Origin of the sequence: Alteromonas sp. MB-3u-76 (genome assembly GCF_002831605.1) — a bacterium.
Classification (GTDB): domain Bacteria; phylum Pseudomonadota; class Gammaproteobacteria; order Enterobacterales; family Alteromonadaceae; genus Alteromonas; species Alteromonas hispanica.
This window is the reverse complement of record NZ_CP025115.1, coordinates 1,522,644-1,547,659: the sequence shown is the minus strand read 5'-3', so window position 1 is coordinate 1,547,659 and position 25,016 is coordinate 1,522,644. Positions and strand designations below refer to the sequence as shown.

General features: G+C 44.6%; 22 protein-coding genes. 6 read left to right on the top strand and 16 right to left on the bottom strand.

Going from position 1 to position 25,016, the window contains the following annotated elements:
- Positions 1-85: 85 nt before the first annotated feature.
- Positions 86-328: a hypothetical protein gene (locus CW735_RS19865; protein ID WP_232368386.1), complete on the bottom strand. Its 243-nt coding sequence runs from the start codon at positions 326-328 to the stop codon at positions 86-88.
- Positions 329-889: 561 nt separating this feature from the next.
- Here CW735_RS19865 and CW735_RS06945 point away from each other — a divergent pair.
- Together CW735_RS06945 and CW735_RS06940 are read left to right on the top strand one after the other, a co-directional pair.
- Positions 890-1,147: a type II toxin-antitoxin system RelE/ParE family toxin gene (locus tag CW735_RS06945; protein ID WP_232368385.1), complete on the top strand. Its 258-nt coding sequence runs from the start codon at positions 890-892 to the stop codon at positions 1,145-1,147.
- Positions 1,134-1,448, top strand: coding sequence for a helix-turn-helix domain-containing protein (locus CW735_RS06940; RefSeq protein WP_071979346.1), 315 nt, complete (start codon positions 1,134-1,136; stop codon positions 1,446-1,448). Before CW735_RS06945 ends, CW735_RS06940 begins: the two co-directional genes overlap by 14 nt.
- A 428-nt stretch (positions 1,449-1,876) precedes the next feature.
- Here CW735_RS06940 and CW735_RS06930 read toward each other — a convergent pair whose 3' ends face one another.
- Positions 1,877-2,695 (bottom strand): cyanophycinase, encoded by an 819-nt coding sequence (locus CW735_RS06930; protein WP_071979347.1) that lies wholly within the window; start codon positions 2,693-2,695, stop codon positions 1,877-1,879.
- A 5-nt stretch (positions 2,696-2,700) separates the two neighbouring features.
- Complete coding sequence (gene iadA / locus CW735_RS06925; RefSeq protein WP_071979348.1) at positions 2,701-3,849, bottom strand: beta-aspartyl-peptidase; 1,149 nt, start codon at positions 3,847-3,849, stop codon at positions 2,701-2,703.
- 429 nt (positions 3,850-4,278) lie between these two features.
- On the opposite strand from iadA, the gene CW735_RS06920 reads away from it, so the two are divergent.
- Positions 4,279-4,710 carry a hypothetical protein gene (locus CW735_RS06920; protein WP_071979349.1) on the top strand — a complete coding sequence of 144 codons (432 nt, stop codon included), beginning with the start codon at positions 4,279-4,281 and terminating at the stop codon, positions 4,708-4,710.
- A 7-nt stretch (positions 4,711-4,717) separates the two neighbouring features.
- A complete protein-coding gene (locus tag CW735_RS06915; RefSeq protein WP_071979350.1) occupies positions 4,718-5,035 on the top strand; it encodes a helix-turn-helix domain-containing protein in 318 nt (105 codons plus the stop codon).
- A gap of 109 nt (positions 5,036-5,144) precedes the next feature.
- Here the strand turns inward: CW735_RS06915 and pta are convergent, their stop codons facing one another.
- Positions 5,145-7,286: a phosphate acetyltransferase gene (gene pta, locus CW735_RS06910; RefSeq protein ID WP_071979351.1), complete on the bottom strand. Its 2,142-nt coding sequence runs from the start codon at positions 7,284-7,286 to the stop codon at positions 5,145-5,147.
- A gap of 27 nt (positions 7,287-7,313) precedes the next feature.
- Positions 7,314-8,495, bottom strand: coding sequence for an acetate kinase (locus tag CW735_RS06905; protein ID WP_071979352.1), 1,182 nt, complete (start codon positions 8,493-8,495; stop codon positions 7,314-7,316).
- Positions 8,496-8,823: 328 nt separating this feature from the next.
- Between CW735_RS06905 and CW735_RS06900 the strand changes: the two genes are divergently transcribed.
- A complete protein-coding gene (locus CW735_RS06900; protein WP_071979353.1) occupies positions 8,824-9,279 on the top strand; it encodes an Hsp20 family protein in 456 nt (151 codons plus the stop codon).
- A 69-nt stretch (positions 9,280-9,348) separates the two neighbouring features.
- Here CW735_RS06900 and CW735_RS06895 read toward each other — a convergent pair whose 3' ends face one another.
- The 5 genes from CW735_RS06895 to dapB all read right to left on the bottom strand — a co-directional run bounded on the left by CW735_RS06895 (position 9,349) and on the right by dapB (position 16,224).
- Entirely contained in the window at positions 9,349-9,891 is a 543-nt protein-coding gene (locus tag CW735_RS06895; protein WP_071979354.1) for an NUDIX domain-containing protein, read from the bottom strand.
- Positions 9,892-10,043: 152 nt separating this feature from the next.
- Positions 10,044-10,520 (bottom strand): transcription elongation factor GreA, encoded by a 477-nt coding sequence (gene greA, locus CW735_RS06890; RefSeq protein ID WP_071979355.1) that lies wholly within the window; start codon positions 10,518-10,520, stop codon positions 10,044-10,046.
- A 118-nt stretch (positions 10,521-10,638) separates the two neighbouring features.
- Entirely contained in the window at positions 10,639-13,860 is a 3,222-nt protein-coding gene (carB, locus tag CW735_RS06885; protein WP_071979356.1) for a carbamoyl-phosphate synthase large subunit, read from the bottom strand.
- Positions 13,861-13,872: 12 nt separating this feature from the next.
- The gene (carA, locus tag CW735_RS06880; RefSeq protein WP_071979357.1) at positions 13,873-15,003 is read right to left on the bottom strand and encodes a glutamine-hydrolyzing carbamoyl-phosphate synthase small subunit; all 1,131 of its coding nucleotides are present in this window, start codon (positions 15,001-15,003) and stop codon (positions 13,873-13,875) included.
- 417 nt (positions 15,004-15,420) lie between these two features.
- Positions 15,421-16,224 carry a 4-hydroxy-tetrahydrodipicolinate reductase gene (gene dapB, locus CW735_RS06875; RefSeq protein WP_071979358.1) on the bottom strand — a complete coding sequence of 268 codons (804 nt, stop codon included), beginning with the start codon at positions 16,222-16,224 and terminating at the stop codon, positions 15,421-15,423.
- A 325-nt stretch (positions 16,225-16,549) separates the two neighbouring features.
- On the opposite strand from dapB, the gene CW735_RS06870 reads away from it, so the two are divergent.
- Entirely contained in the window at positions 16,550-17,260 is a 711-nt protein-coding gene (locus CW735_RS06870) for a cytochrome b/b6 domain-containing protein (protein WP_071981209.1), read from the top strand.
- A gap of 78 nt (positions 17,261-17,338) precedes the next feature.
- On the opposite strand, the gene CW735_RS06865 is transcribed toward CW735_RS06870, so the two are convergent.
- The 6 genes from CW735_RS06865 to grpE all read right to left on the bottom strand — a co-directional run bounded on the left by CW735_RS06865 (position 17,339) and on the right by grpE (position 24,877).
- Positions 17,339-19,240: a propionyl-CoA synthetase gene (locus tag CW735_RS06865; RefSeq protein WP_071979359.1), complete on the bottom strand. Its 1,902-nt coding sequence runs from the start codon at positions 19,238-19,240 to the stop codon at positions 17,339-17,341.
- A 188-nt stretch (positions 19,241-19,428) separates the two neighbouring features.
- Positions 19,429-19,926, bottom strand: coding sequence for a c-type cytochrome (locus CW735_RS06860; RefSeq protein ID WP_071979360.1), 498 nt, complete (start codon positions 19,924-19,926; stop codon positions 19,429-19,431).
- 288 nt (positions 19,927-20,214) lie between these two features.
- Positions 20,215-20,613 carry a DUF3718 domain-containing protein gene (locus CW735_RS06855; RefSeq protein WP_071979361.1) on the bottom strand — a complete coding sequence of 133 codons (399 nt, stop codon included), beginning with the start codon at positions 20,611-20,613 and terminating at the stop codon, positions 20,215-20,217.
- A gap of 263 nt (positions 20,614-20,876) precedes the next feature.
- Positions 20,877-22,010 carry a molecular chaperone DnaJ gene (gene dnaJ, locus CW735_RS06850; protein WP_071979362.1) on the bottom strand — a complete coding sequence of 378 codons (1,134 nt, stop codon included), beginning with the start codon at positions 22,008-22,010 and terminating at the stop codon, positions 20,877-20,879.
- Positions 22,011-22,202: 192 nt separating this feature from the next.
- The gene (dnaK, locus tag CW735_RS06845) at positions 22,203-24,131 is read right to left on the bottom strand and encodes a molecular chaperone DnaK (RefSeq protein ID WP_071979363.1); all 1,929 of its coding nucleotides are present in this window, start codon (positions 24,129-24,131) and stop codon (positions 22,203-22,205) included.
- Positions 24,132-24,247: 116 nt separating this feature from the next.
- Positions 24,248-24,877, bottom strand: coding sequence for a nucleotide exchange factor GrpE (grpE, locus tag CW735_RS06840; RefSeq protein WP_071979364.1), 630 nt, complete (start codon positions 24,875-24,877; stop codon positions 24,248-24,250).
- Positions 24,878-25,016 lie beyond the last annotated feature (139 nt).

Below are 25,016 nucleotides of genomic sequence, written 5' to 3'. Positions count from 1 at the left end.
ACACCAACCTTCCCTTTTTAATTCCCATACTATGTAACAACACTACAGAATAAATGAGGTCAGATCCTGAGGGATCCCCACGAATTTAATTCCATGTGCTTCCGGCCCATGCACTGTCTACTATGGAGCTGTACCATTTGAGTGCAGCTTTACACTGTCGCATGGTAAACCTTATTCGGCAAGCAATAGCTCTAAGGCCAAGGTAGTGGAATGATAGCACGCTTCTGGTTTCGGTATTCGCTTGGAATTGGCGATGTTTGTTCGAAGAAACAAGCACCATACCCAGTAACATAGCAACCAGTGACGCTAATGTTGTCAGCAATATCAATATTGTAAGACGTTGCTTTTTAATACTTTTGTTTTGTTCATACCCAAGCCCGAACTTGGCGTTTCATGTAATAAGTTTGTATTGGAAAGTAATCGGTCGGCTCGCTTAATCCGATGCTTTTCAAAGGCTTTATTATTGATGCCTCGACCTATGCTCGTGACAGTTGCGGCACTTCCGTTAAGCAAACTTTTAACAAATGCGGTAAGTGCTTTTTTGTCGCGACATATGCATTTTAAAGCTGACAAGCGAGATGACTTTGTTCACAATAGACAGGGCATTCATGGCGTTTAACCTTCATTTGTTTTTAGCGAAAGATCTGATCACCAAACGTCATGAATGTTCCCTTTATTTTTTATTTTTTATTTTACTGAATTTTAGTCATTATTTGTGGGGATACCTCAGGGTCAGATCCACACTTCAAAATTTAATTACTACGCTATTCACGTATAGCTTGCCATCCATACGTTACTTGCGTACACTTTGCTTATGAAAAGTGTATTTGTTGAATCAACCACATTTGAAAAGTACCGAAATGATTACCTCAGTGACGAGGAGTTTCGATTGTTCCAAGCTGAACTTATGTCAAACCCGAAGCAAGGTGACGTAATTCAAGGTACTGGTGGTTTGCGGAAGATTCGAGTAGCAAGTAAAGGTAAGGGAAAGCGTGGTGGTTCACGTGTTATCTATTACTTCCTCGATGAAAAGCGTCGCTTCTATTTGCTGACTATTTACGGCAAAAATGAAATGGCAGATTTAACCGCAGATCAAAAGAAACAGTTAAAAGCTTTTATGGAGGCGTGGCGCAATGAGCAATCGTGATCTATTTGCAGAGTTAAATTCTGCACTTGTTGAAGCTAAGGAGCATTCAGAGGGCAAAGTGACTCTGAAAACTCATCAAGTTAATGACATCAGTGAGCTAGATATCTCACCTGATGAAATTGTTAGTATTCGTGAGCAGTTTAATATGTCTCGTGGTGTATTTGCTCGTTTACTGCATACATCATCACGTACATTGGAAAACTGGGAGCAGGGGCGGAGCGCACCAAATGGGCAAGCTGTTACTCTTCTAAAGCTGGTACAGCGCCACCCAGAAACTCTGTCGCACATCGCAGAGCTATAATCGGGTAGCCAGAGGTCTTTAACCTCCAGCCCCCACAACAACCTGCACCGAAGCATCGGCCCGGATGGCCCCGTACAGGGCGTTTCATGTAATAAGTTTGTATTGGAAAGTAATCGGTCGGCTCGCTTAATCCGGTGCTTTTCAAAGGTTTTATTATTGTTGTCTCGACCTATGCTCGTGACAGTTGCGGCACTTCCGCTTAGCAAACTTTTGACACATGCGGTAAGTGCTTTTTGTCGAGACTTATGCATTTTAAAGCTGACAAGCGAGATGACTTTGTTCACAATAGATAGGGCATTCATGGCGTTTAACCTTCATTTGTTTTTGGCGAAAGATCTGATCACCAAACGTCATGAATGTTCCCTTTATTTTTTATCTTACTGAATTTTAGTCATTATTTGTGGGGATACCTCAGGTTCTGACCCCCTTTATGCTGTGAAGGCTTTTCTGTCGGTGATGTTGTAGCGTGCGCCTGACGCTAGGATGTGTACTTTTAAGTTGAGCAGGGTTAGCGCGTCGCCGGTTCTCGCTTCTGCCATTGAAGAATATTCAATGTTGCTTGGATCTACTACCGTTACCGCACCACTACCTACAACGGTAAACTCGTTATCTGGGTTAATGAATGCTGCAGTGTCTTCATCTAAACCAACACCAATAAGAAACGGGTTGTAAGATACCGCCGACAACAATCGAGACAAACGATTACGCTGATTAAAGTGCTGATCTAGCACTATGGTATTGATAAGGCCCATGCCTGGCGCAAGATTGACTCCATCTTCAGTTGGTACAATACCCGTGCTGCCGCCAGTGATCATATGCTGGGACACAATAGCGGCGCCCGCTGAAGTGCCGGCATAATGAACGCCTTGCGCATTGAGCTGACGAATGGTTTTTGCGATAGGCGTGCCGCCTAATATGGTAGAAAGCCTAAGCTGATTACCACCTGTTACAAAAATACCCGTACTTTGCTCTAGAATTTTTACGTATTCTTCGTTTTGCGCATCTACACGCTCAGAGATAGGCAAAGAGTGGGCTTTTTTAACGCCTATTTCTTCAAATATCTGCTGATAACGAGTTCCCGTGTCGTCTAGCTGTGACGCCGTGGGTATTATAGTGATTACTGCATCTTTGCCGCCGCAAAGCTCCACAAATTTGGATAAAATTTCTGGGTTATCAATTTTTTCTTCTGCACCACCAATCGGGATAACATATCCACGTTGGGTGCCGTCAATAGTTGGAGAGGGCATAATATTTACTCGAATGTGCCTTTTTTAATTTGCTGTTTATGCTTAACATGACATTGCCCAAGGGCGATAACATGCTCAATTCTATTCTGTTTATCAAAAATAAGGATGTCGGCATCGGCGCCAACGCTGATGTGCCCCTTATTATGAAAATTCATTAGCTGAGCAACATTTTGGGCAAAGAAGGGCAAAAAGCGAGACACCTCCTCTCCGTTATCAATTAGCTCGTAAAAAACATTAGTCATAGATTGTGAATCAGCAAAATCCATTTTCGCTAAACTACCGTCGGGATGAAAATCGGGTAAGCACCCACCGCCGTCTGAGCTGATAGTCAATTTATCTTGCGGTAAATCTTGCTGCATATAGCGCAGCAAGGCGTCTGCAGGGTCGTACCCCACATCTCCTGATTCAAATGCCGTCACATCCACCCAACATCCCTGCTTAGCCAAATCGCACGCTTCATCAAATAAAAATTTTTGACGATTGATATGGGTTGGATTGTAAGTACGTGGAGGTATTTCAGCTTGCGATAACGCTTCGCGTATTAGACCTAAACCTCGCTCTCCGTCACCTAAATGCAGATGAAGCATGCCCGCTTTCCCGGTCATTAAGCGAGCAACGTGGGCTTGAGAAGCTATTTTCAACAGCTCATTAAGAGTAGGTTGGCTTGAACGATGATCGCTAATGGCCAACTCACCTACACCCACTACAGGTTCGATGAACACAATATCAGTTTGTACAGAACCGGTAAGCGTTGTGGGAGGCAAATGATACCCCCCCGTATAACAATACGCTGAGAAACCTTCTTCACGTAATGCATAAACCTGAGCAACCAACGATTCTGTGCTGCGGGTAATATCATCGGTACCAAGCAAACCAACGGCCGTGGTTACCCCTGCCCGAGTAAACTTGCTTAGCGGAACTGGCGGTACTCGTGTTGAAAATCCAGCCTCACCGCCGCCACCCGTTAAGTGCGTGTGACCATCGATAAAACCAGGCGTTAGCATTCCACCATCAGCGTCTATTTCCTCATGCGGAAGGTCCATGGCGGGCAAAGTTTTACCGATGTAAATGATTTTGCTGCCCGCACACACCAGGTGATTTATACCCAATGCCTGTGGAGCAAACACATTCGCGTTTTTTATAACGGTGATCACTATGGCTAACTCACATTTGATGATTGTGGCTTTAACAAGGAGGGCATTATATCTGAAGCATGCACTTTAGCTAGCGCAGTTTCTCTTTTTTAACGACAGGGTGTTTCAGTCTCGTGATATGAAATATCACTGATATTTTCAACTTTTAATACGTTGTAACTAAGATGACTTCGGCAAGACGCTATCCTTGTATAAGGCTTAAAAAAGTCTTATAACTCATTGTTTTTAGTTAAGTGTCATATAAGTGGCATACGAATGACATATGAATGCCATACCGTTTGGATGCTTTTTTCTTCTCATTTCTTACAATGGCTGTACGTATTAAGGGAACAAGCTTAAGCAGCTTTAATTGCTATGTTTCCTCAGTGCGAACTCCGTACGAAAGCGTTTAATTAAAACTCAGTTTGAAACCAGGATTAGGGTTAGGACATGGAAAAAGCACACTCAAAATATAAGAAAGTTAACTACTCACTAAAAGACGGTCTTAATTTTTACTTTGGTGATGAAAATTTAGCAGTGCAGGTAAAGGTGAAGCCGTTAAGCAACGAGCGTATCTTTTTTGTCAATGGTAATGAGATTGCGCGACAGTCGGGTCTCTCAACCTTTAAAAAAACGAGTAACGAAACATTTCGCTATTTAGATAGTAACTTTGAGGTAGAACTTTATGTCGAAAGCTTTATATCAGGGCGAATACGCTGCACGCTTATTAAGGACAGCGCGCATTTTGCAACCCTGAGATTTAATCCTAGAACGTTTGAGGTTGAGCACAAAGGATTAGCCCGTGTTGTAAAAGAATCATTATTGGGCGGACTTGTTGGCGCTGTATCTGGCTATGCACTTGCAACGCTTTTTATTTTGTAGGTGAAACATGGAAGTTAATGCAGCATTTATTAAACAAAAAAGAACAAAAAACGGTTGGACTCAGCAACACTTAGCCGATGCATGTAGCGTGAGCTTAAGAACCATACAACGTGTTGAGCGCTATGGCCAAGCCTCTAATGAAACCGTTGCCAGCCTTTCCTCAGTATTTGAGGTAGAAAGAGCAGAGATTATCGAGTTTTCAGAAGAAACAGATGCCTCTTCGGTTCAGGATAGAAAATTATCGCTATTGAATACGCATCTCATCGGCTATTTGTGCGGCCTGATAAGCGGTATTGTCATCACTTATTTAGCTCATTCTGGATAATAAATGACACAAAAGCGCCATAACCGAACAGGAAAGACCAAACGGACATAGCGCTTGTTAACTTTGAGGCTTGAACTTATTAAGTTCAAGCCTCTTACTCACCTTAAAATCAGCTACCGCCTTCGGCCTGAATAGCCGTTAGGGCAATAGTAAATACGATGTCGTCGACCAATGCACCGCGACTTAAATCGTTAACGGGCTTGCGCATACCTTGCAGCATGGGGCCAATACACACTAAGTCGAAACTACGCTGAACTGCTTTGTAAGTGGTATTTCCCGTATTTAAATCTGGGAACACAAATACATTCGCTTTACCCGCCACTGGGCTGTTGGGGGCTTTGCTTTTACCTACACTTTCAATGGCGGCTGCATCGTATTGCAATGGGCCGTCAATAAGTAAGTCTGGGCGCATAGATTTTGCAATTTCAGTTGCTTCTCGTACCTTTTCAACATCGCTACCTGCGCCTGACGTACCTGTGCTGTAGCTGATCATGGCCACTCTCGGTTCAATACCGAACATCTGCGCTGAGGTTGCAGACTGAATGGCGATATCGGCCAACTGCTGGGCATTCGGGTCGGGATTGATAGCACAGTCACCGTAAACCAATACTTGATCGGGCAGCAGCATGAAAAACACAGAAGAGACTAACGACGCATTTTCCGCGGTTTTAATCAGCTGTAACGCGGGTCGAATAGTATTTGCGGTGGTGTTCACCGCTCCAGATACCAACCCGTCTACGTGATCTTGCTGCAACATCATAGTGCCCAAGGTTACATTATCTTGCAGTAACTCATTGGCCACTACATCAGTTACGCCTTTGTGTCCTCTTAGCTGAACAAGCCCCTCAACGTAATCGCCGCGAACATTATCTGGCGAGAGAATTTCAACGCCTTCGCTTAACACCACACCTTGCTGCTCGGCAATACGTCGAATTTCGTTTTCATCACCTAATAAAACAGGTCTTGCTAACCCTCTACTTGCACAAATAGATGCTGCAACAACTGTACGAGGTTCATTTCCCTCGGGCAGCACAATGCGCTTATTCACCTGACGCGCGCGATTAGTCAAATAGTAACGGAATGCTGATGGCGAGAGTTTGCGCTGACGAGAGACTTTATCCGTTAGCGATGTTACCCAGGCGGCATCAAGGCTTTCTGCTGTATGCACCATCACCTTTTCGATACGCTGGCTATCGTCTACCGGCACTTCTTGGTTAAATGCGTGCAGGTTTTGCGCAGTCTGCCAGGTGTTAGTGTTAACTAACATCACAGGCAATCCTGTCTCCATTGCCTGACTGCACAGCGCCATAATATTTTCATCCGGCTCGTAGCCGCCAGTAAGCAGCAAAGCTCCTAACTTAGTGCCGTTTAGCGCGGCAAGACAACAAGATACAAACACATCGCTTCTGTCACCTGATAGCACCAGCAATGCACCAGGCTTTAACGTGTGCGCCATATTGTGAATTTCTCGAGCACAAAAGGTCACGCTACTCAGTCGGCGTTTGTCCATATCGCCTTCGTTTAGTGACGTGGCATTTAGATGCTTTGCCACATCAATCGCTCGAGGAGAGACAAGCTCAGCACTCCAATCAATCATGCCTAAAAGACTGAGACCCTTGTTGAAAATAGGCAGTTCTTTCAGTGCAAGTGATCGCGCTTCGTCGTGTTCAGGCTTATCGATTACGCCAATATCGGCTCGCAATCTACCGTGTTCATCAAAGGGCGCATTCACTTTATTGAAAATACATCCCACCACTTTTTGGCTCTTATGCCCGCCATAAGTGTCTACCACTATTTCTAATCTATGATTGATATCAACAGTGTCGTCGTTACCGGGAACCGCCACAAAAACGATATCAGCATCTAACGCGCGACTTATCTCTAAGTTCAATCGCTCTGCGTAGGGGTGATGCCGGGTAGTAACCAGCCCTTCGATAACGGTGACTGCGTCTCGCTCGCTATTGTTCTCGAAGCGTTCAATAATTTCTTCAAGCAACTCGTCGGTATTGTCATTACCTATCATTCGCTCAACATATTCAAGTTTGAACGGCGATATAGGTGTAACACTGGCATGGTGAGCAATAATTGCCGTTGAGCGTTCTTCGCCTTTGTCTCCGCGACGAGGCTGGGCAACGGGTTTAAAAAAGTTAAGCTTTATACCCTGCTCTTCTATAGCGCGAACAAGGCCCATGCTAACCGTCGTTAACCCTACGCTTGAGCCAACGGGAATTAGCATTATTTTGCGAGACATAATTTCTCCTGCTTTAAAGGCAAATTTCTAAGCGAATGTGGCTGCTTCAGCAGCAATCACCCACTCTTCGTTAGTGGGCACAACAAAAACGGTTTTCGACGATGAAGAAGACGTAATTTCGCCTCCTTTGCCGAAACGCGCATCGAGGTTCTTTTGCTCATCTAATGTGACACCTAGGTGAGCAAAATAACTCATCGTAGTTTCACGTATCAGCGATGAGTTTTCACCTATGCCACCAGTGAAAACAATGGCGTCGAGTGAAGGCGTTGCGATAAGGTAGCTAGCAATATATTTTGCCAACCTGTAGCAGAAAATTTCGATAGCAAGTAGCGCACCTTCGTGGCCTTTTTCAGCCTCTTCTTCAAGCGTTCTGCAGTCGTTACTCAGTTCTGAAATACCCAAAAGCCCCGATTGTTTGTTGAGTAAATCGTTAATCTCATCGGCTGTTTTACCCAGCTTTTTTTGAAGTGTGCCGGGTAAACTAGGGTCCATATCTCCACATCTTGTGCCCATCACCAAACCTTCAAGAGGCGTGAAACCTAAGCTGGTGTCTACTGCTTTACCTTTTTCAATGGCAGTTACGCTACATCCATTTCCTAGGTGAGCACTAATAATACTGGTTTCTTCTACCGGCTTATCGAGCAATTTAGCGGCACTGTCGAGAATGAATTTATGGCTTGTGCCGTGAAAACCGTAGCGACGAATTCCATGTTCTTTGTATAAACGCATGGGTAGGGCGTAGATATACGCTTTTTGCGGCATGCTTTGGAAAAACGATGTGTCGAACACGCATACATGGGGTAGATTTGGGTATGCCTTTTGCGCTGTCACTATGCCTTTTAAATTGGCTAAGTTATGCAGCGGCGCCATACTGGCGTAGTCCTCTACGGCCGCGAGTACCTCGTTATCAACTAACGCAGCCTCTTTAAACTTTTCTCCGCCGTGAACAACACGGTGACCTACTGCGATGGGTTTTACGCCAGTATCTTCAATAATCTTTGAAATCGCATTCAGTGCTTCGGTGTGTCCAGCATTGTCAGTTAATGAAAATGAGTTTTTTTCACCATTTAATTTATACGTTAGGCTGGCATCCGTATTACCTAAGCTTTCTGCCAAACCAGACAAACCGGCCTTACCGGTAACGGCATCAATAATGGCAAACTTAACAGATGAACTTCCACAATTTAAAACAACAACGTCTTTATTCATAACCTTATTCGTATTTTTCTCAACGCATTTAATCTGCGTGGATTGTAGCATTTATAAACAAGCACGTTGGTTAATGTATTGCTAAATGTTTTTAGCAAAAGTGTCACACAGAAAAACGCAAAAAATCTTATCAATAAAAAAACACTAAAATTCATACACTTAAATCATAAGTGAAAAATATTTTTGAAAAAATGTCATTTTTTTCTTGAAAAGGTTTTGGCTAATCCCATATATGAATTGTCGGCGCTGAAAGGTCAGGTCGCCAACACTGCCGCCGCACGTCGGGGCAACATTTTTAAACATATTGCTTTATTTTGAGGATATGACTATGCGCACTATCGATCTATCTCCACTTTACCGTTCATTCATCGGTTCAGACCATCTTGCTTCTCTTGTAGACGCCGCCGCGCGCTCTGAGAAACAAAGCACCTATCCGCCATACAACATCGAGTTACTCAGCGATGACAAATATCGCGTCACCATGGCAATAGCGGGTTTTAGCAAGGATGATGTCACCATCCAAGTTGAAGAAAATACGTTAACCATTACCGGCAATAAAAAAGTTGAAGGTAAAGAAAATGCTGAGCGTAAATACCTGCATAAAGGTATTTCGGAGCGAAATTTTGAACGTAAATTCCAGCTAGGCGACCATGTAAAAGTATTGGCTGCTGATATGGAAAATGGCCTTCTACATATCGATATGGAGCGAGTCATTCCAGACGCTAAGAAACCACGCACCATTGAAATAGGGTCGCGACTGCTAGAGAACGAACGCTCTCAATAGCAACCTAATATTTGTGTGAGTTTCCCTGTTTTTAACGGCGCCCTTTGGCGCCGTTTTTTGTGTCTTCTTCTAGCCTAAAAACCCCTTCAAGCTCGCAAGCCCAAATGCGTTGCAGCTAGAAGCATCTTTAATGTCTCCAGCAATGATTTTGTTTTTAAAGTCTGTCAGCGACATTTTTATCACTTTAAGATCTTCTTCCTCACGGTCGAGCTCTTGCTCTCCCTGGCTCAAGTCGGAAGCCACAAATATATGGTACCCCTGATTGCAGAAGCCATAAGCGAGATATTGAAAACCTACATACTCCATTTTGCCAGCGCGTAAACCTGTTTCTTCTCTTAACTCCCCCGCTGCTAGCTCTAACGGCGACGAGTCTGGCTTATCTTCCCAAGCCCCTTGTGGAAATTCTATTTGCCGCTCGCCAATGGTGTAACGATATTGCTCTACCAGATAAACATGGTCATCTTCGATAGGAATGATAATGGCAAAATCAGGTTTTTCGACAACACCATAGATGCCTTCATTACCGCTTGCTCGTAAAATTTTATCTTCTCTTACGGTTAACCACTTATTCTGATAAACAATTTTACTGTCTAGGGTTTCAATGTCTTTCATACATATCCTTATAAGAGCTAACAAAAACGCCGAGCATGTGCTCGGCGTTTTATATAATGTCCACAACTTGTTGCGTCACAGTCTGTGTCACATCATTTCATCAAATCTTTGCTTGAGTGCATATTGCTTCAAAAGACCGACTTGACGCTCTTTTAGATGTACTCAACTTCAATGATTTCAACTTCAACGCTACCAGCCGGGGTTTGAATAGTAACCGTATCGTCAAGCTCTTTACCAATAAGGCCTCGGGCTATTGGCGAGTTTACCGAGATAAGGTTGTTCTTAATGTCGGCTTCATCGTCGCCCACTATGCGATAAGTTGTCTCTTCTTCAGTGTCGACATTTAAAATAGTCACCGTGGTACCAAAGATAACTTTACCCGTGTTTTCCATTTTCGTGACATCGATAATTTGAGCATTAGATAGCTTACCTTCAATGTCTTGAATACGCCCTTCGCAAAAGCTCTGTTGCTCTCTTGCAGCATGATACTCAGCGTTTTCTTTCAAATCACCATGTTCACGCGCTTCCGCAATAGACTCGATAATACGAGGACGTGTTTTTGTTTTAAGCTCGTTTAATTCGTCACGGAGCATTTGAGCACCGTGCGCTGTCATTGGATACTGACTCATGAATACAGTCTCGCCTAGCTAAGTGTTTTTAACAGAAAAGTGCGCCGTATTGGCGCACTTTTAATGGTTTCACAAAAGTATAATATAACTAGGATACCTCGTATCCTAGCTCATGTCATTAGTGATTAATTCGAGCGTGTAGTTCTTGAACTGATGCCACTTTATTGCGATCGTCAGCCGACTTCGCACGTATAGTTGCAAACGCTGCATTCATTGTCGTGGTGTAAGTTACTTTGTTAAGTAACGCTTCGCGACGAATGTAGACAGAATCAGTAATTGCTTGGCGACCTTCTGTTGTATTAATCAAATAGGCATATTCGCCATTTTTGATAGCATCAACAATGTTTGGACGACCTTCAGAAAGTTTATTAACCACTGAACTCATAATACCGGCATCATAAAGCGTGGTTGCGGTACCGCGTGTCGCTTCTATGCTAAACCCGGCCTCAACCAATGCTTTTGCAAATTCAATAATTTTGTTTTTATCTGTATCACGAACAGAGATTAGTGCTTTACCGCTTTTAGGCAGTGGCGCACCAGCACCTAGGTTGGCTTTAGCGTACGCTTCTTCAAACGTGTCGCCCACACCCATTACCTCACCCGTAGAGCGCATTTCTGGCCCTAATAGTGGATCAACACCTTGGAACTTAGCGAAAGGAAGCACCACTTCTTTTACTGAGAAGAACGGCGGAATAATTTCCTCAGTCACTCCCTGCTCTTCCAAACTAACCCCTGCCATAGCGCGAGCCGCAACTTTCGCTAGTGGCACACCCGTAGCCTTTGATACGAAAGGCACTGTACGTGCGGCACGTGGGTTAACTTCGATAAGATACACTTCACCATCTTTAATGGCGAACTGAGTATTCATTAACCCTATAACACCAAGTTCTAACGCCATGGCTTTAACTTGCTCACGCATTGTGTTTTGAATATCTGCAGAAAGCGAGTGTGGCGGAAGTGAACATGCAGAGTCACCTGAGTGAACACCGGCTTGCTCGATATGCTCCATAATACCGCCGATCACAACGTCTTTTCCGTCGCATATCGCGTCAATATCAACTTCTATTGCATCGTCAAGGAAACGGTCTAGCAGCACTGGGGCGTCGTTCGATACCTTAACGGCTTCGTTTAAGTAACGTTTAAGATCTTTAAGATCGTAAACAATTTCCATTGCACGACCGCCGAGTACATAAGAAGGACGCACTACTAGTGGGAAGCCGATTTCTTCAGCCATCGCTAGTGCTTGCTCTACATTGGTAACGGTTGAGTTAGCAGGTTGCTTTAGGTCAAGCTTGTTAACCATTTGCTGAAAACGCTCACGGTCTTCCGCTCTGTCTATTGCGTCAGGCGATGTCCCCATAATTGGTACACCAGCAGCTTCAAGGGCACGCGCTAATTTTAGCGGCGTTTGGCCACCGTATTGCACAATTACGCCTTTCGGCTTTTCTTTATCAACAATTTCCAACACGTCTTCAAGGGTTACCGGTTCGAAATAAAGTCGATCTGATGTGTCGTAATCGGTTGAGACCGTTTCGGGGTTACAGTTAACCATAATGGTTTCGTAACCGTCTTCACGCATAGATAAAGCTGCGTGAACACAGCAGTAATCGAACTCAATACCCTGTCCAATTCGGTTAGGACCGCCACCAATAACCATGATTTTTTCACGGTCTGTTGGCTCTGCCTCACACTCTTCATCGTAGGTGGAATACATGTAGGCGGTGCTGGTAGAAAACTCTGCAGCACAGGTATCTACACGTTTGTACACCGGCGAAATACCAAAGCCTCTGCGTGCCTCACGAACGTCACTTTCTGCAACCTTGGTAAGTTCAGCAAGTCGAGAATCAGAGAATCCTTTGCGTTTAAGTAAGCGCATTAGGTCAGCATCGATTCCAGGAAGTCCTAGCTCAGCAACTTTTGCTTCGTCTTTAATCAGGTCTTCTAATTGCACCAAGTACCAGCGATCGATGTTTGTAAGGTCAAACACTTCATCTACGCTCATGCCCATGCGGAATGCATCACCAATGTACCAGATTCGCTCGGCACCAGGTTGGCGTAGCTCGTAAATCACCTTATTGCGCGACTCTGGATCTTCAAGGTCCACCATAGAGTTAAGGCCGTTGGCGCCTACTTCCAAACCACGAAGGGCTTTTTGTAGAGATTCTTGCTGATTACGCCCGATAGCCATCACTTCGCCTACAGACTTCATTTGCGTAGTTAAACGGTCGTTGGCACCGGCAAATTTTTCGAAGTTAAAGCGAGGAATTTTAGTGACTACATAATCGATTGACGGCTCGAATGACGCAGGCGTTAAACCACCTGTGATGTCGTTGGCCAGCTCATCTAGGGTATAACCTACTGCTAGTTTCGCCGCTACTTTAGCGATAGGGAAACCTGTTGCTTTAGAGGCTAACGCCGAAGAGCGAGAAACTCGAGGGTTCATTTCGATGATTACCATACGCCCAGTTTTGGGGTCTACACCAAACTGTACGTTTGAACCACCCGTCTCAACACCAATTTCACGAAGTACAGCCATGGCTGCATTTCGCATAATTTGAAATTCTTTGTCGGTGAGTGTCTGTGCCGGCGCTACAGTAATTGAATCGCCGGTGTGAACGCCCATAGGGTCGAAGTTTTCAATGGTACATACAATAATGCAGTTATCTGCTTTATCGCGAACCACTTCCATTTCATACTCTTTCCAACCAAGTAACGATTCATCGATTAGAAGCTCGTTTGTTGGCGAAAGGTCGAGGCCTCGAGTACAAATTTCGTTGAATTCATCAATGTTGTAGGCAATACCGCCGCCTGTTCCGCCCATTGTAAACGATGGACGAATGATGCATGGAAAGCCGATACGGCTTAGCACATCGTGTGCTTCATCCATGGTGTGAGCAATTTCTGCGCGAGGACACTCAAGACCAATGTTTTTCATTGCCGTGTCGAAACGCTCGCGGTTTTCTGCTTTGTCGATAGCGTCTGCAGTTGCGCCAATAAGCTCGCAACCAAACTCTTTAAGCACACCGTGCTTGTCTAGTTCTAGCGCGCAGTTCAGTGCAGTTTGTCCGCCCATGGTTGGCAAAACCGCGTCTGGGCGCTCTTTTTCAATAATTTTGCGAACGACTTCCCAGTGAATTGGCTCAATGTAGGTAGCATCGGCCATTTCTGGGTCGGTCATTATGGTTGCTGGATTAGAGTTAACCAGAATAACGCGGTATCCCTCTTCCCGCAGTGCTTTACACGCTTGAGCGCCTGAATAATCAAATTCGCAGGCCTGGCCAATAACAATAGGGCCAGCACCTATAATAAGAATACTTTTTATGTCGGTACGTTTTGGCATGTCGGCTAGTTCCTACTGCTTGTGTTGTTCAATAAGTTCAATGAAGTGGTCGAATAACGGCGCAGCTTCGTGAGGACCTGGGCTCGCTTCAGGGTGCCCCTGAAAACTAAACGCGGGCTTATCGGTACGATGAATACCCTGCAACGACTTATCGAACAATGAAACGTGCGTAACTTCTAGGTTATCTGGCAGACTAGATTCATCAACCGCAAAACCGTGGTTTTGACTGGTTATCATTACCACGTTACGTTTTAGGTCTTTTACTGGGTGGTTTGCACCGTGATGACCAAACTTCATTTTAGCGGTAGTCGCGCCACTCGCTAACGCAAGCAACTGATGTCCTAGACAAATACCGAATACCGGCGTGCCTGTTTCAACAATAGTTTTAATAGCTTCGATGGCGTAATCGCACGGCTCTGGATCGCCAGGTCCGTTTGATAAAAATACACCGTCTGGATTCATGGCAAGTACATCATCCGCTGGCGTTTGGGCAGGTACCAAGGTTATTTTGCAACCGCGGTCAGCAAGCATGCGAAGAATATTATGCTTAACGCCATAGTCGTAGGCCACAACGTGATATTTACTTTCACTTGGCGTTACGTAGCCTTTACCAAGTTCCCAGCTTCCTTCTGTCCAAGTTTTCGGCTCTGTGATACTGACTACTTTGGCCAGATCCATCCCTTTAAGCCCAGGAAATGCTTTCGCTTGCTCTAGAGCACTAGACTCGTCTAATTCATCAGTGCAAATGATACATCCATTTTGCGCGCCTTTATCTCGAAGTATGCGAGTGAGACGGCGAGTATCAATATCTGCAATACCTACAACGCCTTTCGCTTTGAGGTATTCAGACAAGGATTGCTGTTGACGAAAGTTACTGGCAACAAGTGGTAAATCACGAATGATAAGGCCTTTAGACCAGATTTTGTCTGCTTCGACGTCTTCTGAGTTAGTGCCGGTGTTGCCAATGTGTGGATAGGTAAGGGTGATGATTTGTTCAGCGTAAGATGGGTCGGTAAGAATTTCTTGGTAGCCTGTCATGGAAGTATTGAAAACTACTTCTCCAACAGAACAGCCAGCGGCACCAATAGCAGTACCTTTAAAAACAGAACCGTCCTCTAACACCAAAAGGGCAGAATGAGCCAAGTCAACCTCCAGATTAAGGATAACTATGTGTTTGTGCAGTTTTTTGCACAAACCCCACAAAAAACGGGAGGTAATGATAACAATACTTCCCGTTTCACGATCTTTGCAGCTAATAAAACCGCGCTCTACAGACGTTTTATTAGCTAAGAATACGAAATTCTGGCAAATTCCGGCGAGTATACATTACTCACCGAAAATGTCTAATTTATTTGTAATAATTTAATAAAATAAACCTTATAACACCTTTTTTACACTAAACCATCGAAAGTAGTGCTTAGTGCTCAAATATAGTGCAACTGTAGTACAATAAGGGCAAGCGGTGTTATTGCTATAAATTTACTGTTATTGCATTTTCGTGCGCATAGTCCATGCAAAACAGACAGTTACGCACGCCACTCGCCGATTTCATTCAAGCTTTTATAGTTTCAGATTTAGTACGTCTGACATGGAGTATAGTCCAGGTTTCTGACCGCACAACCATTTGGCCGCATGAACGGCTCCTTTGGCAAAGGTTAGCCTACTCGACGCCTTGTGCGTAATTTCGAGTCGCTCGCCTATGTCAGCAAAAAGCGCAGTGTGTTCTCCCACAATATCTCCCGCTCTGACAGTGGCGAAGCCAATGGTACCCTGATCTCGCTCAGGCTCTTTACCTTCTCGGCCGTATACAGCACAGGTACTTAAGTCTCTTCCTAACTCTTCAGCAATTGCTTCACCAATAGCCATAGCGGTGCCAGACGGAGCATCTTGCTTGAACCTGTGATGTGCCTCTGTAATCTCGATATCGGCGGTTTCGCCAAGAACACTGGCAGCTTGTTTTACTAGTGAAAGCATAAGGTTCACGCCTACACTGTAGTTGGCAGCAAAAACAATTGGAATTTGTTTCGCGGCCTCATCAAGAGCATTGAGCTGCTGTTTATTCAATCCCGTTGTGCCAATGACAACAGGCGTTTTATTATCTACACACCAAGCCAGATTTGTCTCTATGATAGATGGCAGGGTGAAGTCAATCATGACATCTGCGTCGCTGCCGGTTAATGTAGAAAAGCCAGAACAATTAATAGGTTTTTTACCTATGCCTGCCAACTCTCCCACGTTCATTCCCACCCATGGAGAATTATCTCTTACTGTTGCAACGCTAAGCTCAGCATCTTCGTTTAAGTCGAGAGCCTCTATTAACACTCTACCCATTCGCCCGTTAGCGCCAAATAATCCAACTTTCATGCTCAATCTTATTCATCAATATTCAACTTGCCCACATTTTGCCAAATGCACTCGCTAATGCAATGTGATTATGAGAATAATTATGCTGACTATTAAGGCGTGTTGATTAAAGGAGTAAGTTTACGGCAAGCATTCGCCATTGCGTTCAGTGGTTAAATTAAACGTTTATTCAAACTAATTATCCTTTTCTCATATTTAACCATGACGTTTGGTTAAAAATTTGCATATCATAGACGTTTATCTAGCACGATAGACAGGCGACACCAAGAGAGTGTTGATGCATGCTTCTCCCTCATCGAATAAAGATTCAAAGAAAACATACATTATGAAAAAAAAGCTTATTTGGGATTTACCTACTCGCCTTTTTCACTGGCTGCTGGTTGCCAGTATTCTTGGGCAATATGTCACCGCTGAATTGCTTGATGATGCTGTTCAGTGGCATTTTTACATTGGGTACTTCACGTTAGGGCTCATTGTGTTCAGAGTACTTTGGGGCATTTGGGGGCCTAAGTACGCCAAGTTTAGCGGGTTCGTTAAAGGTCCTGTGGCAGTATTGGAGTATGCCAAAAGCCTGTTCGATAGAGATAGCCTGCCATCGGTGGGGCACAATCCGTTGGGAGGCTGGTTTGTATTACTCATGATAACACTGGTGCTCATTCAGGCCGTTTCAGGGCTATTTATGACCGACGATATCTTTCTAGACGGTCCTCTCAGAGGGATGGCAAATAGCGATGTATTGGAGATAATGAGTAGTTTGCATCACCTGGCATTTGATACGCTCATTTATGTTATTGCATTACATATTGGCGCAAGTGTTTTTCACACGGTTTTCAAAAGACAGAAATTGATCCCGCCTATGATTAACGGCAATAAAATGATGCCCGAAGACGAGGAGCAGTACTATGGCGAGCCGCAAGGCATTGAGCACTCAAAATTAGCCAGAGCCATAGTAATTGCAATCCTTTCTGCGGCTATCGTTTACGTGGTGGTAGAGGTCATTCCTCCAGAGCCCTCTGTAGGCCAGTATTATTACTAGTTACCGATACCAATCCGCATATTACGTTAATTTTTTGTCCGAGCTTTAATAATTTGGCACCTAGGTGCTAAATTGCAGCTAAACGTTAACTGCTTCTACCAACCCTTTGTCTCGCATTAATGCGGCTATTTCGTCAACACTGCTTGGATCATCAATGGTAGAGGGCACTGAAATTGGCTCGTCTGCCGCAATCTGTCGCAGTAGTTTACGAAGAATTTTGCCCGACCTGGTTTTTGGCAAACGCTTAACAACAATAGCGCGCTTAAAACAGGCTACTGGGCCAATACTCTGCCTAACCTGGGCAACGAGTTCTTTTTCCAGTTCCGACTCTTCAATATTGGCTCCATCTTTCAAAAGCACTAAACCAACTGGAAGTTGACCTTTTAGGGCGTCGTTAATGCCAATAACGCTGCACTCTGCGATAGCGGGATGAGCAGCAAGCACCTCTTCCATTTCACCTGTGGACAATCGATGCCCTGCCACATTAATAACGTCGTCGGTGCGACCCATAATAAATACGTAGCCCTCATCATCAATATAGCCGTTGTCTCCAGTGCTGTAATAGCCCTCAAACTCTCTTAGATAACCGTTGACCAAGCGAGAGTGATCTTGCCAAATTGTCGACAAGCAGCCTGGAGGTAGAGGTAACTGTATAGCAATAGAGCCTTTTTCACCCGGCTCAGCTTCGGTGTTTGGTCCCTTAAGCACCTTAACATTGAACCCTGGAGTGGGGACACTAGACGAGCCTGGCTTAGTTGCCATGGGCTCAATACCCATAGGATTTGAGCAAATTGGCCAACCTGTTTCGGTTTGCCACCAGTGGTCTACTACGGGCTTATTTGTCTTCTCTAGAGTCCAATAATACGTTGGCGGATCTAACCGCTCTCCCGCCATAAATATTGTTCGCAAGCTGGACAAGTCGTACTGCTTTATAAATTCGCCCTCGGGGTCTTCTTTACGTATGGCTCGAAAAGCAGTAGGCGCGGCAAATAAGATATTGATGCTATGGCGCTCTATCATTCGCCAAAATGCCCCTGCGTCTGGTGTGCCCACAGGTTTGCCTTCATACATCACTGATGTTGCGCCTTTTATCAGTGGACCGTACACAATATAAGAGTGCCCTACTACCCAGCCAACATCTGAAGCCGCCCAAAATATATCGTTTTTATCAATTCCATACAGTGCCCCCATAGAATAATGAAGTGCTACTGCATGGCCGCCATTGTCTCTTACCACGCCCTTCGGCTTGCCCGTTGTGCCTGAGGTGTAAAGAATATAGAGCGGGTCAGTAGCGTCTACTTTAACTGCACTAACGGGAGAGCTGTTTTCCATTAAAGAATGCCAGTCGTGATCAAAAGAAGAATCGAGCTCGGCATGCAGCTGTGGCCGTTGAAAAACAATACAGCCATTAGGTTTATGTGACGCGTTCTCAATAGCCTTGTCAACCAATGGCTTGTAAGGAATTTGCTTGGCCCCCTCAATACCGCAAGATGCGGTAATAATAAACGATGGAGTAGCATCATCTATTCGCACTGCCAATTCATTAGCTGCAAAACCGCCGAATACAACAGAATGGATAGCACCTAATCGAGCACAGGCAAGCATGGCAATTGCTGCCTGTGGGATCATAGGCATATAAACAATAACGCGGTCGCCTTTCGATACACCTAAGCCTTGAAGTCCACCCGCAAAAGTAGCAACTTCATTGAGCAATTCATTATAGGTATAGGTTCGCGTTGTATTCGTTACTGGAGAGTCGTATATAAGCGCAGCTTTTTCCCCGCGGCCCGCATTAATATGATGGTCAAGCGCGAGGTAACTGGTATTAAGCTGTCCGCCTTTAAACCACGATTGATAACCGTTCTCGGCGCTAGATATCGCTGTTTCAGGTGCTGAAAACCATTCAATGTTATGGGCTTTATCTAGCCAAAATTGTTCTGGAGAGGTTGTAGAGGCAATATATTCTTGTTTGTAGTTCATAACCAAATCCGTTGTAGAGTTCAAGACAACACTACTTCAGTATGACTATGGATGCTTATAAGACTTCAGGCTTATGCCTAGTAAGCATTTGTTTTAATTATTAAAATAACAAAGCTTAAAATAAAAAGGTTAGCAGAAAAAACTGCTAACCTTAATTGTGCTTTCACTTTGCAACAAAACAAGGTTACTTAGTCTTTTTTGTAATCGTCGTGACATGATTTACAACTAGCGCCAATTTTTCCTATAGCGCCGCGATAAGCGCTCTTATCCCCAGCGTCTAGTGCCGCTTGAAGTCCCTGTGCAGCAGCCTTAAGCGCAGCAACTTTAGTTTCAACGTCTGAAAAATTTTCCCAAATAGCGTCTTTTGCGCCAGTTTCAACATTGTATTCTCGCGTGTCTACTGAAAGGTAATCGCCCATCATAGATGCAAGCTGTTCTAGTCTGACAGCATTTGTTTGCATCACCGATTCATCGAAGGGTAAAGCGCCTTTTGCCATCCCGCCCAGTGGCCCCATGTTACTTCTTACTAACTGAAAAACAGATTGGCGATACTTGGTTGCCGCCTTTGCGTGTTTTTCAGACATTGCAGGCTTAACCTCTGCGGCTACTGCCTGGTTCAAGATTGCGACGTTTGAAAGTGCCACGCCAACTGCTGCCGCAATAATAGCTTTATTGATAAGTTTCATGCCTGTTCCCTTTTTAACACCGTGTGTTTTTTATTCATTAATGTGTCTTAGATAAATACGATTGCTTTTTGCGTAAGCCTGATTTTATCGTGACGAAGAGAACAATAAATCGCAAGCATTAATTGACAAAAAATAGTTAGAGCCAGACAAAGGTAAGAAAAAATGGATATTTTTAAAGGAGAGATAAAAAAGGCGAGGCCCCTAAACGGGGCCTCTAGTGCGGCGTAGCGCCGCTACCATGTTGAAACGTATTATCACATGGCGTGATGTTGCTGATTTAATCGGTTTTTATATACGACCGTTTAACTCAGCAGAAATTGGAGAGTCTTGAAGACCTTGTTCCGCGACCCATGCTTGCAGCGTTTTGCCATCGGCTTCTGGCTCTTGTAGATCTTTACTCGGCATTTTTTTAACTAGCAGAGTACCTACTTCAACAGCGTTGTTTAATAAAGCCGTGCGAATTAGGCTCTGTCCGTCGCAAGAAATACCCGAATAATAGTCGCGAAGTTTTAAGCGATAGTCAGATTGCACGCTACGCATTTTTTTACGTAACTCACCTTTGTCGTCAGCCTGAACAATAGTACAAATGTTAGCTAGAGCATCGCTGATGCCATCGGCCTGTGCAGCGTTTGAGAAAGCAAGCGAAGACGCTGCTACTACTAATGAGGTTTTAACTATTTTCAACATGGTTAAAATTCCTGTGGTTTAAGTTAGTGCGTAAGTGCATGTCGCTTATTAAACGCTATCTAACTAAAAACAAAAACATGTTGAACAATAATAAAGTATGTATGTGTATACGTATTTTTTTGGGGGGTAAGTGAAAGCTAACGGGTGTTAAAAATGCCAGTTAAATACTTTAACTGGCATTGATTCAAACGCGTTAAACGTTGTTTTTAACGAAGAAACTTTGCTTAGCGCTTTATCCCTTCACCAATTAATTCTTAAGTGAATTAGTTAGTTAAGTCGTCGAAAAACTTTTTAACGCCGTCAAAGAAGCCTTGTGCTTTAGGGCTATGCTTACTCGATGCTTTGCCCATAGACTCTTCAAGTTCACGTAGCAGCTCTTTTTGTTTAGACGACAAGTTCACTGGCGTTTCTACAACCACTTTACACATAAGGTCGCCAATTGCGCCGGTTCGAACCGACTTCACGCCTTTACCGCGTAACCGGAACATACGGCCAGTTTGCGTTTCTGCGCTTATCTTCAACTTCACTTTACCGTCTAGAGTCGGTACTTCTAACTCGCCACCAAGCGCTGCTGTGGTAAAGCTAAGCGGTACTTCACAGTAAAGATTATTACCATCGCGCTGGAATATCTCGTGGTCGCGAATATGGACTTGCACATACAAGTCGCCTGCCGGAGCACCGTTCTCTCCAGCTTCGCCCTCTCCCGATAAGCGAATTCTATCACCAGTATCTACACCAGCTGGTATTTTAACGTTAAGAGTTTTGGTTTTCTCTTTACGGCCATGTCCGTGACAGCTGTTACACGGATCTTCAATGATCTTGCCTTTACCCGAACAGGTAGGACAGGTTTGCTGAACCGCGAAGAAACCTTGACGCATTTGCACTTGACCATTGCCGTGACACGTTGGACACGTCTTAGGAGAAGACCCACTTTTTGCGCCAGAGCCGTCACACACTTCACATTCGGCAAGCGCCGGAACGCGAATATCAACACTCTTACCACGCACAGCTTCTTCAAGTGAAAGCTCTAAGTTATAGCGTAAATCCGAACCTTGACGGGCTCGAGATTGACGACCGCCACGACCGCCACCACCAAAAATATCGCCAAATACATCGCCAAAGATGTCGCCGAAATCTGCACCACCACCGTAGCCACCGCCACCGCGATTTGGATCGACGCCTGCGTGACCATACTGATCATAAGCCGCACGCTTTTGTGAATCTGACAGAATTTCGTAAGCTTCTTGAATTTCTTTAAACTTAACTTCTAAATCTTTATCACCTTCTGTGCGATCTGGGTGATATTTCATCGCTAGCTTTTTATACGCTTTTTTAATTTCGCGATCGCCAGCGCTTTTATCAACACCAAGCACCTCGTAGTAGTCACGTTTCGACATATCGTTTACTTACCCTACTTATTGTCAACAGGGGGATTGCCCAGCCTATTGAATCTACATCTGACTGTTGTGAAAATCACCTGCGCGATTGAGAAAAAGCGGCAAGTCATTTACACAACAAAGGCGCAGCAAGAAAATCCTGATGCGCCTGAACTGTTAAACAGCCCGGCGCACCGGGCTAATTACTACAGCTTACTTTTTGTCTTCGTCTTTCACTTCTTCGAACTCAGCGTCGACTACATCATCGTCAGCTTTACCAGAAGCTTGCTGCTCAGCACCTTCTGCACCGCCAGCTGCAGCACCTTGCTGAGCTTGCGCCGCTTCCATCAACTTGCTAGACGCCTGAATAAGCTCTTGCGTTTTCGCTTCGATTTCTGCTTTGTCTTCGCCTTTAACTGCAGTTTCAAGTGCTGAAAGTGCTTCTTCGATTGGCGCTTTGTCTTCTGCACTTAGTGCATCGCCAACTTCTTCAAGCTGTTTACGTGTGGCGTGAACCATACCATCAGCTTGGTTACGCGCTTGAATTAGCTCTTCAAACTTCTTGTCAGCTTCTTTGTTCGCTTCCGCGTCAGCTACCATTTTTTCTACTTCTTCATCGCTTAGGCCTGAAGAAGCTTTGATAGTGATCTTCTGCTCTTTACCTGTGTCTTTATCTTTCGCAGACACGTGTAGGATACCGTCGGCATCAAGGTCGAAGGTTACTTCGATTTGCGGTACACCGCGCGCCGCTGGACGAATACCTTCAAGGTTAAACTGACCAAGAGACTTGTTGCCACTTGATTGCTTACGTTCACCTTGTAGTACGTGTACTGTTACCGCAGACTGATTATCTTCCGCTGTCGAGAATGTTTGCGACTTCTTCGTTGGAATAGTCGTGTTCTTCTCGATTAGCGCAGTCATTACGCCACCCATGGTTTCAATACCTAGAGACAGAGGCGTAACGTCTAGAAGTAGTACGTCTTTAACGTCACCAGAAAGTACACCACCTTGAATTGCCGCACCTACTGCAACAGCTTCATCTGGGTTAACATCTTTACGTGGCTCTTTGCCGAAGAACTCAGTTACATACTTCTGTACTAGCGGCATACGCGTTTGACCACCAACAAGGATGATGTCGTTGATGTCGCCTACAGATAGGTCTGAATCAGCTAGTGCTTGCTTAAGTGGCTCTAGAGAGTTCTTAACAAGTTCTTCTACCAGTGACTCAAGCTTAGCGCGCGTAAGTTTAATCGCTAAGTGCTTAGGACCTGAACCATCTGCTGTGATGTACGGCAAGTTAACTTCGGTCTGCTGTGAAGAAGAAAGCTCAATCTTCGCTTTTTCACCAGCTTCTTTAAGACGCTGCATAGCAAGCGGATCTTTACGAAGGTCGATGCCTTGGTCTTTCTTGAATTCTTCAACTAGGTAGTTGATAACACGGTTATCGAAATCTTCACCACCAAGGTGTGTGTCACCGTTAGTCGCTAGTACTTCAAACGTGTGCTCGCCGTCTACTTCATCGATTTCGATGATAGAGATATCGAATGTACCACCACCTAAGTCGTATACTGCAACAACGTTATCGCCTTGCTTTTTGTCCATGCCATAAGCAAGAGCAGCAGCAGTTGGCTCGTTGATGATACGCTTAACTTCAAGACCTGCGATACGACCGGCGTCTTTCGTTGCCTGACGCTGTGAGTCGTTAAAGTAAGCAGGAACAGTGATAACTGCGCCAGTTACTTCTTCGCCAAGATAATCTTCAGCGGTCTTTTTCATTTTCTTAAGTACTTCAGCAGAAACCTGCGGAGGCGCCATCTTCTCGCCTTTCGCTTCTACCCATGCGTCACCGTTATCAGCACCTACAATTTTGAAAGGCATGATGTCGATGTCGCGCTGTACTTCTTTATCTTTGAAGCGACGACCAATTAGACGCTTAATTGCGAATAATGTGTTTTCTGGGTTAGTGACCGCCTGACGCTTCGCAGACTGACCTACCAATGTTTCACCATCATTTGTGTAAGCGATGATTGAAGGTGTTGTACGATCGCCTTCCGCGTTTTCAAGTACGCGTGGTTTGTCGCCGTCTAGAACTGCGACACATGAATTAGTTGTACCTAAATCGATACCTATGATTCTACCCATTTTCGTGTCTCCGAAAAGTTTCTTAATTCTGTAAAAATAGTGGGGTTATTCCCGCTCTTTTCAATAGTTGCCAGTAAAAAAACTGACTTTTTGTGTCTTTTATCGCAATGCTTGGCTTACGCTTGCGTATCAACACCACCGCTTGGTGCGCGCGATACCATTACCATGGCAGGGCGAAGCAAACGGCCGTTAATTTGATAACCTTTTTGCATAACGGCCATAACTGTATTTGGCTCGTGGTCTGCACTTTCTTGCATCGACATCGCCTGATGCAAATCAGGGTTAAAGGTTTCGCCCTGCGGATCTATAGGGGTTAATCCAAATTTCTCAATAGTGCTGATAAAAGTTTTATGCGTCATTTCTACGCCTTCAAGCAAAGGCTTTACAGCCTCACTGTCGCTGTCAGACAATTCAATGGCGCGTTCTAAGTTATCAATTACTGGTAAAAGCTCACCGGCAAAGCGTTCAAGAGCAAACTTACGTGCCTTTTCCACTTCACCCTCTGCGCGACGACGTGCATTGTCGGCGTCAGCTCTGGCGCGAAGTACGCTGTCTTGTTGCTCTTTAACCGTTGCTTGGGCTTCAGATAAAGCAGTCTCTAGCTCATAAATACGCTGACTAGCTTCATCTAGAGGTGCATCAGAACCTTCTACTTCCTGGCCTTCAACTTCCACTTCTTCTGTTGCTTGCACTGTTTCATCAACTGCGTTTTCTTTATCTGCCTGCACGTCGCGATTTTCGCTCATGCCTACCTCCAAACTTTTTTAAATTAGGCAACACCCTACTTAAAGGGAATAACTGTGTTGCGCTTATTTATGGGGCTAGTTTCTAAGCGATCAAGGGTAACCACACAAAATTTGTGGTTTGATTTAAATTTTTTTTCAA

Coding starts and splice junctions, on each gene's coding strand:
- CW735_RS06940 (WP_071979346.1), top strand. CDS start 1,134: ATGAGCAATCGTGATCTATTTGCAGAGTTAAATTCTGCACTTGTTGAA.
- CW735_RS06930 (WP_071979347.1), bottom strand. CDS start 2,695: ATGCCCTCTCCAACTATTGACGGCACCCAACGTGGATATGTTATCCCG.
- CW735_RS06920 (WP_071979349.1), top strand. CDS start 4,279: ATGGAAAAAGCACACTCAAAATATAAGAAAGTTAACTACTCACTAAAA.
- CW735_RS06915 (WP_071979350.1), top strand. CDS start 4,718: ATGGAAGTTAATGCAGCATTTATTAAACAAAAAAGAACAAAAAACGGT.
- pta (WP_071979351.1), bottom strand. CDS start 7,286: ATGTCTCGCAAAATAATGCTAATTCCCGTTGGCTCAAGCGTAGGGTTA.
- CW735_RS06905 (WP_071979352.1), bottom strand. CDS start 8,495: ATGAATAAAGACGTTGTTGTTTTAAATTGTGGAAGTTCATCTGTTAAG.
- CW735_RS06900 (WP_071979353.1), top strand. CDS start 8,824: ATGCGCACTATCGATCTATCTCCACTTTACCGTTCATTCATCGGTTCA.
- CW735_RS06895 (WP_071979354.1), bottom strand. CDS start 9,891: ATGAAAGACATTGAAACCCTAGACAGTAAAATTGTTTATCAGAATAAG.
- greA (WP_071979355.1), bottom strand. CDS start 10,520: ATGAGTCAGTATCCAATGACAGCGCACGGTGCTCAAATGCTCCGTGAC.
- carB (WP_071979356.1), bottom strand. CDS start 13,860: ATGCCAAAACGTACCGACATAAAAAGTATTCTTATTATAGGTGCTGGC.
- dapB (WP_071979358.1), bottom strand. CDS start 16,224: ATGAAAGTTGGATTATTTGGCGCTAACGGGCGAATGGGTAGAGTGTTA.
- CW735_RS06870 (WP_071981209.1), top strand. CDS start 16,550: ATGAAAAAAAAGCTTATTTGGGATTTACCTACTCGCCTTTTTCACTGG.
- CW735_RS06865 (WP_071979359.1), bottom strand. CDS start 19,240: ATGAACTACAAACAAGAATATATTGCCTCTACAACCTCTCCAGAACAA.
- CW735_RS06860 (WP_071979360.1), bottom strand. CDS start 19,926: ATGAAACTTATCAATAAAGCTATTATTGCGGCAGCAGTTGGCGTGGCA.
- CW735_RS06855 (WP_071979361.1), bottom strand. CDS start 20,613: ATGTTGAAAATAGTTAAAACCTCATTAGTAGTAGCAGCGTCTTCGCTT.
- dnaJ (WP_071979362.1), bottom strand. CDS start 22,010: ATGTCGAAACGTGACTACTACGAGGTGCTTGGTGTTGATAAAAGCGCT.
- dnaK (WP_071979363.1), bottom strand. CDS start 24,131: ATGGGTAGAATCATAGGTATCGATTTAGGTACAACTAATTCATGTGTC.
- grpE (WP_071979364.1), bottom strand. CDS start 24,877: ATGAGCGAAAATCGCGACGTGCAGGCAGATAAAGAAAACGCAGTTGAT.